Here is a 17,190-nt window from a genome sequence, read left to right as displayed (position 1 = left end):
CCCGCCGATCCCGACCAAAACCCCGCGCAGCGGCGGCCGACCCCGGGGCTCCCTGCCGATGCATTCCGCAACCTGTCGGGGTGCCGGTAGCACTGACGAAGTTTCGGTCGGATATGGCCGCGACCTGCTGTGATGACGAGGCGTAGGCCCAGAGATCCTGAAGCTGGGCGAGCCGCAAGCGGGGTGGGCCTCAGGGCAGTCCGCGGTGCCGGGTGGGGTGGTGTCAGCGGACGGGGCGGGTTTGGAACGTTCGCGCTGTATCGGAGGGGGCCGGCTCCTCCGGGGGGGGAAGCGGCTCCTATTCGAACGGCGACGCGCGTCCTGGCTGGGTGTTCCGAGTTGTCCGAACTGGCCAGGTCTGCCTTCCCGTGGCGTGGACCGACGGTCAGCCGCGCTAACGTCCGACGACGTCCAGCACGCTCACCCCTCAGAGGCGGCCTGAGGCTGTCGAGGGCCGCGCAGAGCACCCAGGCTGCGGGGAAAGCCCCCGAATACGTCTTCGACGGCCCGTTCACCATGCGGCTCACCGGCACCGACGACCGCGCGGGCGTGGTCGTACCGGAGTTCCGGGTGGACGGGGACGGCTGGTTCAGCTACTTCGGCTGGCCGACCGACTCGCGCGCCCCCTTCCGCTTCTCCGAGACCGGAACGGTCATCGACCACCTCACCTATGGCAAGCTCGCCAAGGGGCGGCACACCATCGAGTACCGCGCCATCGACCCGTCCGGGAACATCGGGCAGGCGAAGAAGTTCATCGTGACCCTGCGTTGACGGGAGTGCCCGTGGTGACCGCCGGCTGCGTCGCCTGCGACCTCGCGTCCGGAGCGCTCCCCCTCCCCGGCGGCCGGATCGCCGAGGCGCCGGGGTGGGTGGTGGAGCACTGCATCGGCCCGCTCGGCGTCGGCACCCTCGTGGTCAAGCCCGTCCGCCACGTCGTCCACCTGGCCGACCTGGACGCGGCGGAGAGCGCGGTCCTGGGACCGCTGCTGGCCCGGACCGCGTCGGCGGTCACGGAGGCCGTCCGGCCTGACCAGGTGTACGCCTGCCTGTGGTCGCACTCGGGCGGCGAACCCGTACACATCCACTTCGTGGTGCAGCCGGTCACGAAGGCCGACATGGAACGCACCGGGACGTACGGGCCGGACCTCCAGATGACGATGTTCCGGGACGGGACGCCACCGGACCCATCGGCCGTCGAGGCCGTCTGCGACCGCGTCCGAGCCGTCATGGCGCGCACAAGCTGAGCACTGGGCTGTGTTCAAGGCCCGGCCCGGCGTGCTCGGTGCGGGCCGTCGCGCCGGACGGGTCAGGCGGAGAAGATGTGCCGGAGCCGCCACCGGTCGGTGTCACGGCCGAGTTCCGCGACGGCGACGCCGTCGGCGCCGGTCACCCGGACCCGGTAGACCTGGGCCTCGGCGGACGATCCGTAGGTCTTCAGGATCTCGTCCACCGAGTAGCGCGACCCCCGCCACACGTACGCGGTGAGCCGGCCGGACGCGTCTCGCTCGGCGCGGATCGGCTCGTTCAGAAGGTGCCCCATAGGTCCCCGACCCTAGCACCACTTCGAACTGGTGTTCGCAGGTCGCGGCAGGTCCGGGCCCCTTCGCAAGGCCCCTGTCCACGCCCCTCACGCCCCCTCGGATCGGCACCGGATCCCGTCGGCCGGGCGTGGCGCGACCGGGCCGTCCAGGCGGGCATCGCTGCTCGCGCCGGCGTCGACGCGATCGGCGATCAGCGCCTGGAACCGTCCACAGGTGGTGAGGTCCTCATGCTCGCAGCCGAGCGCGCAGTCGATGAGCGCGAGCGACGCCCGCGCCTCGGCGATCCGCCGGACGAGGCCGGCCCGATGGCGGCGCAGGACCTCGCGGCGGGCGTCCGGCGCCCTGGCCGCGAACATCTCGTGGATGTCCTCCAGCTTGAAGCCCGCCTCCTTCGCGCGCAGGATCATCGCCACCCGGGCGAGGTCGTCCCTCCCGTAGCGGCGCCGTTCTCCGGACCCGCGCGCCGGCGCGAGCAGCCCCATGGACTCCCAGTGCCGCAGGACGCGCGCTCCCGTTCGAGGACGGGGAGGCGGCCGGGTACCGCGCCGACAAGGTGCTGCACGACCTGGTCCCGGAGCGCGCGCTCGCCGAGGCGCGGCGCGTCCTCGCCCCGGGCGGACGCGCCGTCCTGATCGGCCAGGACTGGGACACCATCGTGATCGACTCCGGCGACCCGGTCCTCACCCGGACGATCGTGCACGCCCGCGCGGACCTGGTCAGGTCCCCGCGCGCCGCGCGCGGGCACCGCCGCCTGCTGCTGGACGCGGGCTTCCAGGACGTGACCGTCGAGGTGCTCACCGGCGTCTTCACCGGCGAGGCGATGGTCCCGATGGTCTCCGGCTTCGCCGAGGCCGCCCGGGGCGCGGGCGCGATCAGCCGGGCCGAGGCGGACCGCTGGCTCGCCGACCAGCGCGAACGCGCCCGCGCGGACCGGTGCTTCCTCGCGCTCCCGATCTTCCTCGCCGCTGCCTCCCGCCGCCCGTAGCGGCCGACGCGCGGGTCGCGGGTCCGGGCGGCGGGTACGACCACGGGTGCGCGAAGGGGGAGCCATGATCAATGGGGCGCATGTCATCGTCTACAGCCGCGACGCGGACGCCGACCGGGCGTTCATCCGCGACGTGCTCGGGTTCGCGGGCGTCGACGCGGGCCAGGGCTGGCTGATCTTCAAGCTGCCGCCGGCCGAACTCGCGGCGCATCCGACCGACGGCCCGCCGCGGTACGAGTTCTCGCTGATGTGCGACGACATCGAGGCCACACTCGCCGGGCTGGTCGCGCGGGACGTGGTGATCGCCAAGCCGGTCAGCGACGAGGGCTGGGGACTGCTCGCGGCGATCCGGCTGCCCAGCGGGGCCGATCTGCCGATCTACGAGCCGCGGCATCCGCTGGCCCGCTCCGTGTGACCGGCGCCGTCCGGATCAAACCCCCGTCGTCCACAGGCTGGGGGAAACTTTTCACACACCCTCCAGCCTGCGCGGGCAGTGCTTTTGGGGCTCTTATTCCACAGCGATATCCCCAGGCGGCGGGGGCTTTCCACCAGTTGTGCACCTCCCGGCCCCGGGGATGCACGGGCCGCCGCCCACGCCCGCTGTCCACGGCGATTTCCACAGCCTGTGGATAACTACTGTGCACAGCCTGGGAATTGTGGGTGCGGCGTCTGTCCACCGCCCATCCCCAGGTTGCCCCCAACCCCCTGGAGAAGTTGTCCACTCCGTGGAAAAGCCGATGACCAGGCAGAAGAACACGTTGCGCGCATGGTCGCACACAGGCTGTTCACAGCCTGTGGGTAAAGTGCCTCCACAGGCCCCCGCCAGCGGTGGATTGCACTACCCACCGGAAATCCCCAGCTCGATCCCCAGGGCGGCGGGGACCGTGCACAGCACGATCCCGGCTGTGCACGGCCGTCCTCCAGCCGACACACCGTCGGCGCGGCAGTGATCACGAATGGGCGGGCCGGCGCGGCCCGCCGGTCAGGGGCAGGAGCGGTCGACGACCGCGCGGGCGGCGCGGCGGGCGGCCCGCACCACCTCGGGAACCGGTTCGAGCGAGGCGGCCGACATGGCGCCGTCGAGAAGGATCGTCAGTTCGCGGGCCAGCAGCGCGGGATCTGCGGCGCCCGCGGCCTCGGCGAGGTCGCGCGTCCAGGCCAGGACCGCCCGCTTGTGCGCGATCGTGGCCTCGTGCACCGCGGTGCCGGGCCGGGACTCGCTGGCGGTGTTGATGAAGGCGCAGCCGCGGAAACCGCCCTCGCCCCTTTCCGTTCCCTCCTCCCCTCCCTCTCCGCCGTCCGTCACCTTGATCGCGTCGAACATGCCGGTCAGCGCCTCGCGCGGATCATTCCCGGAGGCCGCCGCCGCGGCGGCGGCCTCTCGCAGCATCCGGCGCCATTTCTCGTCGGCCTGCCGCAGATAGGCCAGCACCAGCTCGTCCTTGGACCGGAAGTGCGCGTAGAGGGTCGCCTTCGCCACCCCCGAGTCGGCGATGATCCTGTCGATCCCGACGCCCCGGATGCCGTGCGCGTAGAAGAGGTCGGTCGCGGTTCGCAGGATCCGATCGCGAGCGGGTTCACGGGCGGATCCGCGGGCGGGATCGCGCGGCGCGGCTCCGGCACTCGCGGCACTCCGGTCTGCGGCCGGGCCCTTGTCGATGCGTGTCATCGGGCGGCTATCCGCCGAAGGTGAAGGTGTGGCCGCTCGCGGTGCCCTCGGCCGCCTGGACGAAGGCGTCCGCCACCTCCTTGGCGGGCGTGCCCTCGGCGGCGTCCAGGCCCATGCTCTCCAGGGTCTCGGCCACCCAGCCGGGGCTGACGGCGTTCACCCTGAGGCCGCGCGGCAGCTCGGTCGCGGCGAAGCGGACGAACGCGTCGAGGCCCGCGTTGGCCAGGGCGCCGAACGAGGCGCCCTTCAGGGACAGCGGGATCACGCCGCTGGTGAGGGTGACCGATCCGCCGTCCGGCAGGTGCCGGAGCGCGGTCCGGACGAGGTGCACCTGGCCGTACAGCTTGCCCTCGACGCCGGGGAGGACGGCGTCGTCGTCGGAGTCCAGCGGGCTGAGCACGCCGCTCGCCGCGCAGCAGACGACGGCATCGGCGTCGGGGACCGTCTCGAACAGTGCGTCGATCGAGGCGAGGTCGTGCATGTCGACGCGCACCGGACCGCGGCGCGACGCGCGGACGACCTCGTGCGCCGGCTCCAGGGCGGCGGCCACCGCCGAGCCGATGGTGCCGGTCGCGCCGATTACGATGATCTTCAAGGGGATACTCCAGAAGTCGACCAAGACAGACAGGTCTGTCTAGTGCAGAGTAGACAGACAGACCTGTCTGGTCAAATCGGGAGAATCGCCCGGCCGGTCACGGGGCGAACGGGACGCTGAGGCAGCCGGCCCTCGGCTGCGTGCCGTCGGGCAGCGCCGGGTTGTGGATGACGACCGAGCCGGGCTTCCGGTCGTTGGCGAACGTCCATGGGTGCCAGGCCGTCGCGGTCGCGTCCCCCTCGCCGTCGGTGCGGAAGCTGAACCAGATCTCGTTCTGCGGGTTCTCCGGGCCCTTGGGGTCGTTCTTGTAGTGCGCGCCGGACGCGGCGGGATCGGCCGCACAGGGTTTGACGTGCACATGGGCGTTGTAGGCGCTGCCGGGTTCGAGGCCGTGCACCCTGAGCGTCACGCGGCTGCGGCCGGCCGCGCTCAGCGACCGCACCGACGCCCGCGACCCGGCCGGCACCCGCTTGGCGTCGTAGCTGAACGCGCGGGTGGCCTTGGCGGCGGGCAGGAAGGTCTCCCAGACCCGGACCTCGACCCGATCACCCCTCGTCGACGACGCCGGTGCGGCCATGGACGCGGTCGGGGGCAGGACCGCGACGGTACCGGCGGCGACGGCCAGTGCCGCCCCGGCCGCGGGCACGAGGTGACGAACCTTCACGAGCATCTCCTTGCGATGTGGCGGATTGCATGACCACCTCCGTCCATACCCCCGGGGGTATCGCGGGTACCAGCCGACGCTCCGGACTTGACGCTTCCCAGGACAGCGGCCGGACGGCTCAGCCGAGGGCGGTCTCCAGGTCTTCGAGACGGCTCAGCTCGTCGCGCAGGGCGGCGCGGTCCGGGTCGGTGAGATCGGTCGCGCGCACCTCGGCGAGCAGCTCGCGGGCGCGGGACGGGTCGTCCAACCGGACGGCCATGTCGGCGCGCAGCACCGCCGCCTTGACCTGCTGCGGCACGGTACGGGACTCGCCGGACGCCAGAAGGTGGTCGAGGATCCGGGCGGCGGCCCGCGGATCCTCCTTGGAGTCACCCAGCAGCACGGCCATGTGCAGGGCCTTGGCCACCGGATCCCTGGGCACGGGGGAGTGCTCGAAGTCGTCGGAGATCGGCTGGCCGATGCGGAGCTGGTTGCCGTCGGGGTCGGTGACCAGGAACTGCCGCACGCCGTAGGTCATGTCCTTCAGCGCCCCGATCCGGGGCAGCCCGCGGGTCGGGACGCGGCCGAGCGCCGTCCTGAGCCCGCCGCGGAACGACTCGTACAGCGCATCGACGCCCGGGGTGGAGATGTAGCACATGTGCAGCGACCCGGCCGGGTCGTGCTGCTTCCAGCCGAAGAACTGGAGGTCGATGTCGCCTCGCCTGACGGTGAGGAAGGGGTTGGGGCTCTTCTGGTACGAGGTCTGCTCGAAGCCGAGAGCCCGGTAGAACCCCCAGGTCTCGTCGATGGACCGGCACGGAAAGATCGGGATCGTCTTCTCGTCCATGCCGGGAGCGTAGGTCGCCACCGGGCTTCTAGTCAAACTTGACTAATACGGATGCGCGGACGGTCTCAGAGGTCCGGGAGATCGGCGGGAGGTCGGCCCGCCACCTCGACGCCGCTGAGGTAGTACCAGGAACCGGATGATTCGGAGAACGCCCCGGCGGCGGTGTCGGCTAGATGATCACCTGGCGCCCGGTACGAGGTGGCCGCCGCGAACCGGTGGAACGTCGCCGGTCCGGTCGGGTCCGTGAAGCGCAGCGTCACCGCGAGCCGTTCCAGCGGCGAGACCGGCACGGGCACGGGATCGCTGACGGCCTCCCGCCCGGCCGGGACCACCGCGGACGCCGTCCGGCCGAACGTCACGTCCCGGATGCTCTCCGGCCACACCGCGGCGCCGCCCCCAGCCCGGCCGACCGTCGCCGCCGCCACACGAAGCGGCCTGGTCCCGTACACGTTGGAGAGCCGGATCCGGACCCTCTCGCCCCCTGCGCTCGCGCGCACGATCTGCCGTACGGACTGGTCGGAGAATCCCTTCCGCGACCAATCGCCCCCCGCGCCGTCGTCCTCGCCGTCACCGCCCACCGGGCGCTGGACCGCGGTGCTCCAGGCGCTCGTCCACGGCGACGCGGACCTCTCCACGATCCCGGCGATCAGGGCGACGCCCGCCAGCCCGCCGATGAAGAGCTTGGCGGCGCGGGCACCGGGCGTGGCGAGGTCCATGTACCGAATCCCACCTCGATTCCGCCCACGAGGCAGCGGGGCACGCCCCACTCTTCAAGTGGGGCCAACCCCACCCCGGCCACCGCGAACAGGACGGACGGCGGCGGCCCTGTTCGCGGTGGAGCGATGGCGGACGGGCGTCCGGTCAGCGGTGCAGGCGCCAGCCGATGACCGCGAGGTCGATCACGGCCACCAGGCCGAACGCGGCGCAGATGCCCGCCACGACCCGGTTCGCGGGCGGCGAGCCGAGCAGGAGGAAGAGGATCGCGACGACCACCGCGGCGACCAGCGTGACGCCGGACATCACCGCGCGCGTCCGCAGCGGGCTGCGCGCGGTCAGCGGCTCGTCTCCCGCCGGTTGCCGGCGGTGGTCCTTGGCGGGCATCGCGCGCCTCCTGGTCCTTCAGCTCGGGCCGATGAGATCCTCGTGCCCGGGAACGCGGCGCGGACACGCCCGCACGCGGCGGACGGCCCGTCCGCAGACCGAAGGTTTGGGCGGGGATGGCCGCATGTTTTCCACAGGATGTGGAAAACCGTCGGCCCTGGTCAGATGCTGCGGCCCTCGATCGCCTCGATCTCCTCCACGACACGCTCGCACAGCTCATGGGTGCGCAGGGCGTCCTCGGTGTGGAACGGCCCGCCGGCCCGCACCGCGTCGAGGAACGCCAGCGCGGCCTGCTCGATGCCGCGCTGCCGCGAGACCGGCTCCCAGTCGCCGCGCCGCCGCGCCGTCACCGCGCCCTGGTGATCGACGACCTCGGCGAGGTTCAGCACCTGGCGCTTGGCGTCGCCGCCCGAGACCTCCACGATCTCCTCGGCCGACCCGCTCGACCGGTTCATGATCCCGAGCGCGGTGAACCCGTCCCCGGAGAGCCGGAGCACCACGTGGTGCAGCAGCCCGTCCCGGACGCGGGCGCTCACCCCGGTGTGCTCGACCGGGCCCGGCACCAGGAAGCGCAGGGTGTCCACGACGTGGATGAAGTCCTCGAACACCACCACGCGCGTCGGCGCGGCCAGCCCCGCACGGTTCTTCTGCATCACGACCAGATCGCGCGGACGGTCGAGCAGCGCCGTGTGGACGGGGGCGTGCCGCCGGTTGAAGCCGACCGTCAGGCCGACCCCCGCGCGCTCGGCGAGCCCGGCGAGGCGCGCGGCGTCGGCGTACCGGAACGCCAGCGGCTTGTCGACGTACGCGGGCACCCCGGCCTCAATCAGCCGCTCGGTGAGCTCCGGGTGCCGGTCGGTCGGGGCGTGCACGAACGCGGCGTCGAGCCCCTGCTCCAGCAGTCCGTCGAGCGTCCGGTGACGATGCGGCAGCCGGTACGCGTCACCGACCCGGTCGAGCGTGGCGGGGGTGCGGGTGTGCAGGTGCAGTTCCAGGCCCGGCTGTGCCGACAGGACGGGCATGTACGCCTTCTGTGCGATATCCCCGAGCCCGATCACGCCGACCTTGAGGACGGCGTCGCTGTTCGATCCCATGATCGTGGACCTTAGCGCCCGCGCCCGCCCCGTTCTCGCCCCACCGGGCCTGTGGATGATCGTCGGACCCGGCCCCGAACCGGCGCCGCCAGCCGTCGTCCACCGGCCGTCCCCAATATGATCTTCGTTATCCTGACCACGGAAAACGCCGCGGGCTGCACCTTCACCCACATCCGAGGCCTTTTATCCACAACCTGTGGACAACAACTCTCCACAGGGCGGCGGCCCGGTGGACCGAGCGCGGGAGATCTGGCGGACGGGCGGAGCGCCGGATACCGTCGCCGCGTTCGAGATCTCTGCGTGCGCGGTGACCAACACCGAGTTCGCCACGTTCACCGAAGCGACCGGCTACCGCACCGACGTCGGACGCTACGGCTGGTCCCACGTGTTCGCCGCGTTCCTCCCAGGCCCGCTCCGCCGCGTCTCCCCCCCGCATCGACCGCGCCCCCTGCTGGTGCGACGTCGAGGGCGCCGCCTGGCACGTCCCAGAAGGCCCTGGATCGTCCCTGGAGGACCGCTGGGACCACCCCGTCGTCCACGTCTCCTGGAACGACGCCATGGCCTTCTGTGCCTGGTCCGGCGACCTTCTCTCCGCCGAGCCCGAATGGAAGTACGCCGCCCGCGGCGGGCTCACCGGCAACCCGCCGGTGGCGCCGCCGATGCACCCACGCCGAAGAGCGGACCAGTCCGAGCAGGGCCCGTCATCATGCCAACGGCAACGGCCACCGCCCGTGGTGACAACCCGCGGAACTCGACGGCCCCGCAGCGGGTCGAGGCGGGGGCTAAGGTAGCCCGTCATGACGGTGAGTTCCTCCTATCTGAGTGCGACAGCGGAGGCTTACGACGCTGTCGCCCCCCTTTACGCCGAGCTCGTCCAGGGTGTGCTCGATGACCAGCCACTGGACCGTGCGGCGCTGTCCGTGTTCGCCGAGGTCGTACGGGCTGCCAGTGGTGGACGCGTCGCCGAACTCGGATGTGGCCCCGGGCACATGACGGCGCACCTGCAAAGCCTGGGACTGGACGTCTTCGGTCTCGACCTGTCGCCGGTGATGATCGACATTGCCCGCGAGGCATTTCCCGACCTGCGCTTCGAGGTCGGTTCGATGGATGCCTTGGACCTTGCCGACGAGACGCTGGACGGCGTCATGTCCTGGTACTCCGTCATCCATACGCCGCCGCAGGAGCTACCGGCGTACTTCAAAGAGTTCAGGCGGGTGCTGGCGCCGGGTGGCCACCTCCTGCTCGCCTTCTTCGAGTCCGAGGGCGAGCTGGTGACGCCCTTCGACCACAAGGTCGCGCAGGCCTACCGGTGGCCGATCGATGACCTGGCCGCGCTGGCACGCGAGGCCGGCTTCATCGAAGTCGGCCGGGTGTCGCGCGAGCCTCATCAGCAGGAGCGGCAGTTCCGCCAGGGCCGACTGCTGATGCACCGACGGTAGATGTGCCCTCCGGGGCGACCCGGCGCGCGTCTTCGATAAGAAGATCACCGGTCGGGGCTCGGCAAGGCGGCCGGCGAGCTGTTCAGAGATCCGGAGAGTCGAGGGCTACTGCCCAAAAAGCCCCCACCGGATATCCGGTGGGGGCTTTTGAGCTGGTGGGCCTGGGAGGACTTGAACCTCCGGCCTCATCCTTATCAGGGATGCGCTCTAACCGACTGAGCTACAGGCCCGCAGTGCCGCCGCCCTGGCGGCGCAACGAGAGATTACCGCATCTCGCTGGGCAACCGGAAATCGATTCGGCCGGGCGGCGGCGGGACGATGCTACTCGGCCTCCTTGAGGGTCACCTCGACGCCGCCGACCAGGTCGGCGGCGAGATTGTAGATGACCGAGCCGACCGTGGACAGGGCCGTGATGAGCAGCACGTTGAGCGCACCCACCAGGACCGTGTAGCCGAAGACGCGGATGAACGAGAACCAGTTTCCGGCGTCGATGCCGCCGGTGGTCTCGCCCTGCTGCCGGGTGAGGCTGTTGATCGTGTCGCTGATCGCGTCGAAGACGCCGAGCCCGGAAAGGATCATGTACAGGACGACGACGGCGACCAGCAGCACCACGAAGCAGACCAGCGACATCACGAAGCTGAACTTCATCACCGACCACGGCTCCAGCCGGGCCAGCTGGAGCTGCGCCTTGCGCGCCGACTTGGGTCCGGCCGGACCGTCGCTGCTCGCGGGGGCCGCGGGAGCGGCGTTGACCGAGGGGGCGGGCCTGTCCTTCAGGACGGTGCCGGCGAAGCCCGAGCCCGCGGCTCCGGCCCCAGAACCCGAGGAGCCGGATCCGGACGCCTCACGGCGGCCGAAGGGCTTGCGCGGCTTCTCCGTGCGTCCGGTGGACACCGATCCGGCCGGTTCGGCCGGCTTCGTCCAGCCCCCGGCGGAGGAGTTCGGCCCGGACGAGTTCGAGCTCGAAGTGGCGGACGTCGTGGACCCCGGTCCCGACCCGGCCGGGCGCGAACCGCTCGACCCGGAGCTGCTGGGGCTCGTGCTCCGCGGGCTGCTCGAGTTCGAGGCGCTCGCGCTCGGCGACGTCGAACCGGAGAAGGTCGCGCTCGACGAGCCCGAACCCGGGGTCGTTCCCGACGCCGACCCCTTCCCCGACGCCGGAGACGAACTCGAGGACGAGAACGAGGACGAGCCGGACGAGGTGCTCCGCCCCGAGGGAGAGGACGTGCCCGTCCCCGAGGACGCCGGGCTCTTGCCCGACGTCGTCGACGAGCCCGAGCCGGAGCCCGCAGACGGGGACGAGGACGGGGAGGAGGTCTCCTTGGTGGAGGTCGTGCTCGACGGCTCGGGCTTCGACGCCTTCGACGGCTTGGAACCGGACGGAAGGTCGGTCGGGAGGTCGGTCGGGAGGTCGGTGGCCGTGTCGTCGAGGGGGGCGATCTCCGCGGGCTTGTCGTCGGCCGCCGGGGGGTCGTCGGAGTCGGTGACCTTCGCCAGGTCGGTCCGCGTCTCGTCGGCGGACTGGATGTCGATGGTCGTCTCGTCGCGGCCCGGCTTGGATGCGGCGGCGGCCACCGTTCTCTTCTTGGGTGTGGCGCCGGAGCCGGCCGCCTTCTTGGTGCGGCCGGCGCCGGACCGGCCCTTGCTCTTGCCGGGCTCCGTGCTCACGTGTCCTCCTGGCCTAGCGGCTCGGTGACGGGGTGGGGGGCGTCACTCACCGTCGCCCCCATCGCCCGCCTCGGCGTCGTCTGAGTCCTCCATGGACTCTACGTTCCTCGCGATGGCGACCACGCTGTCCCCTTCGGCGAGGTTCATCAGGCGGACACCCATGGTCTGCCGGCCGGACTGCTTGATCTCCGCCGCCGTGGTGCGGATGACGCCGGCGTTGGACGTCATCGCGAACACCTCGTCGTCCGGGCCGACCGTCAGAGCCCCCACCAGCCTGCCGCGAGTCTGAACGATCTTAGCGGTGAGAACGCCCTTCCCCCCACGTCCTTGGAGCGGGTACTGGTCGACCGGGGTGCGCTTGGCGTAGCCGCCCTCGGTGGCGATCAGGACGTCGTCGGCGTGGTCGTGCACGACCAGCATGTTGAGGACCTCCTGGTCCTCCTCGAACCGCATCCCGATCACGCCGGAGGTGGCGCGGCCCATCGGGCGCAGGGAGTCGTCGTCGGCGCGGAACCGGATCGCCTGGGCGCCTGTGGAGACCATGAGCAGGTCGTCGTCGGACGAGACCAGCCGGGCCGCGATCACCTCGTCGTCGTCGACCAGGTTGATCGCGATGATGCCGCCGGTGCGCGGCGAGTCGAAGTCGCCGAGCGCGGTCTTCTTGACCTTGCCGCCCTTGGTGGCCAGCACCAGGTAGGGCGCCACCTGGTAGTCGCGCAGGTCCATCACCTGGGCGATGTGCTCGTCGGGCTGGAAGGCCAGGAGGTTGGCCACGTGCTGCCCGCGCGAGTCGCGGCCGGAGTCGGGCAGCTCGTAGGCCTTGGCCCGGTAGACCCGGCCCTTGTTGGTGAAGAACAGGATCCAGTGGTGCGTGGTGGTCACGAAGAACTGGTCGACGATGTCGTCCTGCTTGAGCTGTGCGCCGCGCACGCCCTTGCCGCCGCGCCGCTGCGCCCGGTACAGGTCGGTCTTGGTGCGCTTGGCGTAGCCGCCGCGGGTGATGGTGACGACGACGTCCTCTTCGGCGATGAGGTCCTCGTACGAGACGTCGCCGTCGAACGGGACGATCTCGGTGCGCCGGTCGTCGCCGAACTTCTCCACGATCGGGGCGAGTTCGTCGCCGACGATCCGGCGCTGCCGCTCGGGCGAGCCCAGGATGTCGTTGTAGTCGGCGATCTCGGCCATCAGCTTGTCGTGCTCGTCGGTGATCGCCTGGCGCTCCAGGGCGGCGAGCTTGCGCAGCTGCATGTCGAGGATGGCCTGCGCCTGGATCTCGTCGATCTCCAGCAGGCCCATCAGGCCCTGCTGCGCCTCGGACGCCGACGGCGAGCGGCGGATCAGCGCGATGACCTCGTCGATGCGGTCGAGCGCCTTGAGCAGGGCGCGCAAGATGTGCGCGCGCTCCTCGGCCTTGCGGAGCAGGAACCGGGTACGGCGGACGATGACGTCGATCTGGTGCGCGACCCAGTACCGGATGAACTGGTCGAGCCGCAGCGTCCGCGGGACGCCGTCGACCAGCGCGAGCATGTTCGCGCCGAACGTCTCCTGGAGCTGGGTGTGCTTGTACAGGTTGTTGAGGACGACCTTGGCGACCGCGTCCCGCTTGAGGACGATCACCAGGCGCTGGCCGGTGCGGCCGGAGGTCTCGTCGCGGACGTCGGCGATGCCGTCGAGCTTGCCGTCCTTGACCAGCTCGGCGATCTTCAGTGCGAGGTTGTCCGGGTTGACCTGGTAGGGCAGCTCGGTGACGACCAGGCAGGTGCGGCCCTGGATCTCCTCGACCTCGACGACGGCCCGCATGGTGATCGAGCCGCGCCCGGTGCGGTAGGCCTCCTCGATGCCCTTGCGGCCGACGATCAGGCCGGACGTGGGAAAGTCGGGGCCCTTGACCCGCTGGATGAGCGCCTCGAGGAGCTCCTCGTCATCGGCGCCGTAGTTCTCCAGGAACCAGCGGACACCCTCGGCGACCTCGCGCAGGTTGTGCGGCGGGATGTTGGTCGCCATGCCGACCGCGATGCCGGCCGACCCGTTCACCAGAAGGTTGGGGTACCGCGACGGCATGACGTCCGGCTCTTGCGACCGGCCGTCGTAGTTGGGCGAGAAGTCGACGGTCTCCTTGTCGATGTCGCGCAGCAGCTCCATCGCCAGCGGCGCCATGCGGCACTCGGTGTACCGCATGGCGGCGGCCGGGTCGTTGCCGCGCGAGCCGAAGTTGCCGTTGCCGTCGACCAGCGGGTAGCGCATCGACCACGGCTGCGCGAGCCGGACCAGAGCGTCGTAGATCGCCGAGTCGCCGTGCGGGTGGTAGTTCCCCATCACGTCGCCGACGACGCGGGCGCACTTGAAGTAGCCGCGGTCGGGGCGGTAGCCGCCGTCGTACATCGCGTACAGCACCCGGCGGTGTACCGGCTTGAGCCCGTCGCGGACCTCCGGCAGCGCCCGCGCGACGATGACCGACATCGCGTAGTCGAGATAGCTCTTCTGCATCTCGCCCTGGATGTCGACCGGCTCGACCCGCCCGCCGATCGGAACGCCGCCCTCAGTGGTCACGTCCGTCACCTGTTAGACCTCTTCTACGTCGTGGAACGAAGCTCGACTGCCTGCCGGAGCCTCAGATGTCGAGGAAGCGCACGTCCTTGGCGTTGCGCTGGATGAACTCGCGGCGCGGTTCGACCTCCTCGCCCATCAGGACGCTGAACAGCTCGTCGGCCTGGGCCGCGTCGTCGAGCTGCACCTGGAGCAGGACCCGGTGGTCGGGGTCCATCGTGGTGTCCCACAGCTCGTTGGCGTTCATCTCGCCGAGCCCCTTGAAACGCTGCACCTGGTCGCGCGGGCGCGGGTCGCGGCGGCCGGCCGCGAGGCCCGCCTCGATGATCGCGTCGCGCTCGCGGTCGGAGTAGGCGTAGGCGGCGTCGGTGCCGCGCGCGTCCCACTTGATCTTGTAGAGCGGCGGCTGGGACAGGTAGACGTGCCCGGCCTCGATCAGCGGCTTCATGAACCGGAACAGCAGGGTCAGCAGCAGCGTGTTGATGTGGTGGCCGTCCACGTCGGCGTCCGACATCAGAATGATCTTGTGGTAGCGGAGCTTGGCGATGTCGAACTCGTCGTGGATCCCGGTGCCCAGCGCGGTGATGATCGCCTGGACCTCGTTGTTCTTGAGGATCCGGTCGATCCGCGCCTTCTCCACATTGAGGATCTTGCCGCGGATCGGCAGGATCGCCTGGTAGTGCGGATCACGGCCGCCCTTGGCCGAGCCGCCCGCCGAGTCGCCCTCGACGATGTAGAGCTCGGACCGGGACGGGTCGGTCGACTGGCAGTCCGACAGCTTGCCGGGCAGCGAGGTCGACTCCAGCAGGCTCTTGCGCCGGGTCAGGTCGCGCGCCTGGCGCGCCGCGACCCGGGCCCGGGCCGCCTGGGTGGCCTTGTTGATGACCTCCTTGGCCTCGCCCGGGTTGCTCTCCAGCCAGCCGCGCAGGTGCTCGAAGCACGCCTTCTGCACGAACGACTTGGCCTCGGTGTTGCCGAGCTTGGTCTTGGTCTGCCCCTCGAACTGCGGGTCGGCCAACTTGATCGAGATGATCGCGGTGAGGCCCTCGCGGACGTCCTCGCCGGTGAGGTTGTCGTCCTTGTCCTTCAGGAGCTTCTGCTCCTTGGCGTACCGGTTGACGATGCTGGTCAGCGCCGCCCGGAAGCCCTCCTCGTGGGTGCCGCCCTCGGCCGTGTTGATCGTGTTGGCGAAGGTGTGCACCGACTCGGCGTACGAGGAGTTCCACTGCATCGCGATCTCGAGCGACATGCCCTCGGTGTCGTCGCCGAAGTAGATCACCGACTCGTGCGCCGGGTCCTTCTTGACGTTGATGTAGCGGACGAAGTCCTCGATGCCGCCCTCGTAGTGGTAGCGGACGACGTTCGGCTCGCCGTTGATGTGCTCGGGCCGCTCGTCGCGCAGCGTGATCGCCAGGCCGCGGTTGAGGAAGGCCATCTCCTGCATCCGCCGCGACAGCGTCTCGAAGTTCCACTCGAGGGTCTCGAAGATGGCAGGGTCGGGCCAGAAGGTGATCTGCGTGCCGGTCTCTTCGGTCGGCTCGCCCTGGACCAGGCCCGTCACGGGCCCCTTCCAGTTGTAGGCCTGCCGCCACACGTGGCCGTCGGTCCGGACCTCGGCCTCGAGCCGGGTCGACAGCGCGTTCACCACGGCCGAGCCGACCCCGTGCAGGCCGCCGGAGACCGCGTACGACTTGCCGTCGAACTTGCCTCCCGCGTGCAGGGTGGTCAGCACCAGCTCGATGGCGGGCCGCTTCTCGACCGGATGCTCACCGACCGGGATGCCGCGGCCGTTGTCGAGCACCCGGACACCGCCGTCGGCCAGCAGCGTCACCACGATGTCGTCGGCATAGCCGGCCAGGGCCTCGTCGACCGAGTTGTCGACGATCTCGTAAACGAGGTGGTGAAGGCCACGTTCCCCGGTCGATCCGATGTACATGCCCGGTCGCTTGCGAACCGCCTCGAGACCTTCAAGGACAGTGATCGAACTAGCGTCGTACGCCAAAGGAGATCCTCCTGCCGGGGAAACTCACCGCCCCGCGCCCGAGGGAGCGCGGTGTGCCCCGTAACACACGTAAGGGCGCCCAATGTGCTCTGGTCATGTTCGGTCAGAGCCCCAGGCGACCCATGGCGGCGCAGCATCCTGAACCCGATTTCATTCTACCGGGTCACGGGGCGAAAAGTGGCACTGACGGGCGCTGTATGCGCGTGTGGCGGCCGGGCGGATGTGGAGATGCATCCCCCCATAGCCCTAGGGGGGTCCTCGGGCCTACGGGGCGCTCGCTGCTGAACTCGCCGCCGAGCGTCCCGAACAGATGTTCCCACCGGCCACTGACATTCACGTCACCCTCCCGAGTCGGGACGCCCACCGTCCGTGAACGCCGCACGCCATGATCATGCCCCCGGTCCACCGGGGGACGGGAGTGGAACGGCGTTCTGTGGATAACTTCTGTGAAAAATCTTCAGCGAACGCGCCAGGCGCCCGTCCGGCGCGGCCCCGTGGACGGGCCGACGACCTTCACACGGCGGACGGTCCCGTGGCCCAGTTCCTCGTTCAGCCGGCGGACCAGCGTCGAGGAGAGCAGCCGAAGCTGCGTGGCCCACGTGGTGGAGTCGGCCACCACCGTGAGCTCGCCGTCCTCGAAGCGGTCCGGCTTGGTGTGCTCGGCCAGGTCGGGACCGACGATGCCGGCCCAGTTGCCGAACACGCCGCCGACCGCCGCGCGCTGTTCCCAGCCGCGCGTCGCCATCAGCTCGCGGATCGCGGCGCTGAACGCCTTGGGGTCGCCGCCCCGCCCCGACTCGCGCACGCGCGCGGGCCTCACTCCCTTGCGCTTGCCGCTCTGCCCGGGCAGCGTGCCGCGCTTGAGCGCATCGGCCTTGGCCTGGGCGAGTGCCTCCCGAGCAAGCTCGATCCCCGACTTCGCCGGAACCCCGCCGGCCGCATCCCCTGCGGCGCCGATGCCGTCGGTCTTGTCCATGCCGGCCGTCCCAGCAGCGCCAGCCGCGCCGCCGCTGCCGGACGGGGCGGGGGATTCCGCTTGATTCGGGGAATTCACCGGAC

19 protein-coding genes, 1 tRNA gene and 1 pseudogene are annotated in these 17,190 nt (G+C 70.7%); 7 read left to right on the top strand and 14 right to left on the bottom strand.

Annotated features, from left to right (window positions below; all coding sequences use genetic code 11):
- Nucleotides 1-516 precede the first annotated feature (516 nt).
- Both QP090_RS15130 and QP090_RS15125 read left to right on the top strand, forming a co-directional pair.
- A complete protein-coding gene (locus tag QP090_RS15130) occupies nucleotides 517-771 on the top strand; it encodes a hypothetical protein (RefSeq protein WP_285939497.1) in 255 nt (84 codons plus the stop codon).
- The gene (locus tag QP090_RS15125; protein ID WP_285939496.1) at nucleotides 768-1,244 is read left to right on the top strand and encodes an HIT family protein; all 477 of its coding nucleotides are present in this window, start codon (nucleotides 768-770) and stop codon (nucleotides 1,242-1,244) included. Before QP090_RS15130 ends, QP090_RS15125 begins: the two co-directional genes overlap by 4 nt.
- A 62-nt stretch (nucleotides 1,245-1,306) precedes the next feature.
- Here the strand turns inward: QP090_RS15125 and QP090_RS15120 are convergent, their stop codons facing one another.
- Together QP090_RS15120 and QP090_RS15115 are read right to left on the bottom strand one after the other, a co-directional pair.
- Nucleotides 1,307-1,540 carry a hypothetical protein gene (locus tag QP090_RS15120; RefSeq protein WP_285939495.1) on the bottom strand — a complete coding sequence of 78 codons (234 nt, stop codon included), beginning with the start codon at nucleotides 1,538-1,540 and terminating at the stop codon, nucleotides 1,307-1,309.
- Nucleotides 1,541-1,627: 87 nt separating this feature from the next.
- A complete protein-coding gene (locus QP090_RS15115) occupies nucleotides 1,628-2,041 on the bottom strand; it encodes a MerR family transcriptional regulator (RefSeq protein WP_285940087.1) in 414 nt (137 codons plus the stop codon).
- Between the two features lie 5 nt (nucleotides 2,042-2,046).
- On the opposite strand from QP090_RS15115, the pseudogene QP090_RS15110 reads away from it, so the two are divergent.
- Both QP090_RS15110 and QP090_RS15105 read left to right on the top strand, forming a co-directional pair.
- A pseudogene (locus QP090_RS15110) lies at nucleotides 2,047-2,526 on the top strand (methyltransferase domain-containing protein); the annotation flags it as partial.
- A gap of 64 nt (nucleotides 2,527-2,590) precedes the next feature.
- Entirely contained in the window at nucleotides 2,591-2,941 is a 351-nt protein-coding gene (locus QP090_RS15105; protein ID WP_285939494.1) for a VOC family protein, read from the top strand.
- Between the two features lie 567 nt (nucleotides 2,942-3,508).
- On the opposite strand, the gene QP090_RS15100 is transcribed toward QP090_RS15105, so the two are convergent.
- The 7 genes from QP090_RS15100 to QP090_RS15070 form a co-directional block, all read right to left on the bottom strand.
- A complete protein-coding gene (locus tag QP090_RS15100; RefSeq protein ID WP_285939493.1) occupies nucleotides 3,509-4,195 on the bottom strand; it encodes a TetR/AcrR family transcriptional regulator in 687 nt (228 codons plus the stop codon).
- 7 nt (nucleotides 4,196-4,202) lie between these two features.
- Complete coding sequence (locus QP090_RS15095) at nucleotides 4,203-4,790, bottom strand: short chain dehydrogenase (protein WP_285939492.1); 588 nt, start codon at nucleotides 4,788-4,790, stop codon at nucleotides 4,203-4,205.
- Nucleotides 4,791-4,887: 97 nt separating this feature from the next.
- Complete coding sequence (locus tag QP090_RS15090) at nucleotides 4,888-5,454, bottom strand: hypothetical protein (protein ID WP_285939491.1); 567 nt, start codon at nucleotides 5,452-5,454, stop codon at nucleotides 4,888-4,890.
- A 118-nt stretch (nucleotides 5,455-5,572) separates the two neighbouring features.
- Nucleotides 5,573-6,280, bottom strand: a complete 708-nt coding sequence (locus QP090_RS15085; protein ID WP_285939490.1) for a bleomycin resistance protein — start codon at nucleotides 6,278-6,280, stop codon at nucleotides 5,573-5,575.
- Between the two features lie 65 nt (nucleotides 6,281-6,345).
- Entirely contained in the window at nucleotides 6,346-6,996 is a 651-nt protein-coding gene (locus QP090_RS15080) for a hypothetical protein (RefSeq protein WP_285939489.1), read from the bottom strand.
- Nucleotides 6,997-7,141: 145 nt separating this feature from the next.
- Nucleotides 7,142-7,381, bottom strand: a complete 240-nt coding sequence (locus QP090_RS15075; RefSeq protein WP_285939488.1) for a DUF6343 family protein — start codon at nucleotides 7,379-7,381, stop codon at nucleotides 7,142-7,144.
- 161 nt (nucleotides 7,382-7,542) lie between these two features.
- Complete coding sequence (locus QP090_RS15070; RefSeq protein WP_285939487.1) at nucleotides 7,543-8,475, bottom strand: Gfo/Idh/MocA family protein; 933 nt, start codon at nucleotides 8,473-8,475, stop codon at nucleotides 7,543-7,545.
- Nucleotides 8,476-8,909: 434 nt separating this feature from the next.
- Between QP090_RS15070 and QP090_RS37655 the strand changes: the two genes are divergently transcribed.
- Nucleotides 8,910-9,266 carry an SUMF1/EgtB/PvdO family nonheme iron enzyme gene (locus tag QP090_RS37655; RefSeq protein ID WP_432763053.1) on the top strand — a complete coding sequence of 119 codons (357 nt, stop codon included), beginning with the start codon at nucleotides 8,910-8,912 and terminating at the stop codon, nucleotides 9,264-9,266.
- Nucleotides 9,267-9,272: 6 nt separating this feature from the next.
- A complete protein-coding gene (locus QP090_RS15065) occupies nucleotides 9,273-9,914 on the top strand; it encodes a class I SAM-dependent methyltransferase (RefSeq protein ID WP_285939486.1) in 642 nt (213 codons plus the stop codon).
- 153 nt (nucleotides 9,915-10,067) lie between these two features.
- Here QP090_RS15065 and QP090_RS15060 read toward each other — a convergent pair.
- A tRNA-Ile gene (locus QP090_RS15060) sits at nucleotides 10,068-10,144 on the bottom strand.
- A 91-nt stretch (nucleotides 10,145-10,235) separates the two neighbouring features.
- Complete coding sequence (locus QP090_RS15055; protein WP_329518958.1) at nucleotides 10,236-10,808, bottom strand: DUF3566 domain-containing protein; 573 nt, start codon at nucleotides 10,806-10,808, stop codon at nucleotides 10,236-10,238.
- On the opposite strand from QP090_RS15055, the gene QP090_RS15050 reads away from it, so the two are divergent.
- Nucleotides 10,801-11,610 (top strand): ICP22 family protein, encoded by an 810-nt coding sequence (locus QP090_RS15050; RefSeq protein ID WP_285939485.1) that lies wholly within the window; start codon nucleotides 10,801-10,803, stop codon nucleotides 11,608-11,610. The genes QP090_RS15055 and QP090_RS15050 overlap by 8 nt on opposite strands.
- Before the next feature lie 14 nt (nucleotides 11,611-11,624).
- Here QP090_RS15050 and gyrA read toward each other — a convergent pair whose 3' ends face one another.
- The 3 genes from gyrA to QP090_RS15035 all read right to left on the bottom strand — a co-directional run bounded on the left by gyrA (nucleotide 11,625) and on the right by QP090_RS15035 (nucleotide 17,107).
- Complete coding sequence (gene gyrA / locus QP090_RS15045) at nucleotides 11,625-14,141, bottom strand: DNA gyrase subunit A (RefSeq protein WP_285939484.1); 2,517 nt, start codon at nucleotides 14,139-14,141, stop codon at nucleotides 11,625-11,627.
- Nucleotides 14,142-14,193: 52 nt separating this feature from the next.
- Nucleotides 14,194-16,131, bottom strand: a complete 1,938-nt coding sequence (gyrB, locus tag QP090_RS15040; RefSeq protein ID WP_285939483.1) for a DNA topoisomerase (ATP-hydrolyzing) subunit B — start codon at nucleotides 16,129-16,131, stop codon at nucleotides 14,194-14,196.
- 457 nt (nucleotides 16,132-16,588) lie between these two features.
- Entirely contained in the window at nucleotides 16,589-17,107 is a 519-nt protein-coding gene (locus tag QP090_RS15035) for a DciA family protein (protein ID WP_285939482.1), read from the bottom strand.
- Between the last annotated feature and the right edge of the window lie 83 nt (nucleotides 17,108-17,190).

The organism is Actinomadura xylanilytica (assembly GCF_030283145.1).
Taxonomy (GTDB): Bacteria; Actinomycetota; Actinomycetes; order Streptosporangiales; family Streptosporangiaceae; genus Spirillospora; species Spirillospora xylanilytica.
This window is presented reverse-complemented; position numbering and strand designations above follow the sequence as displayed.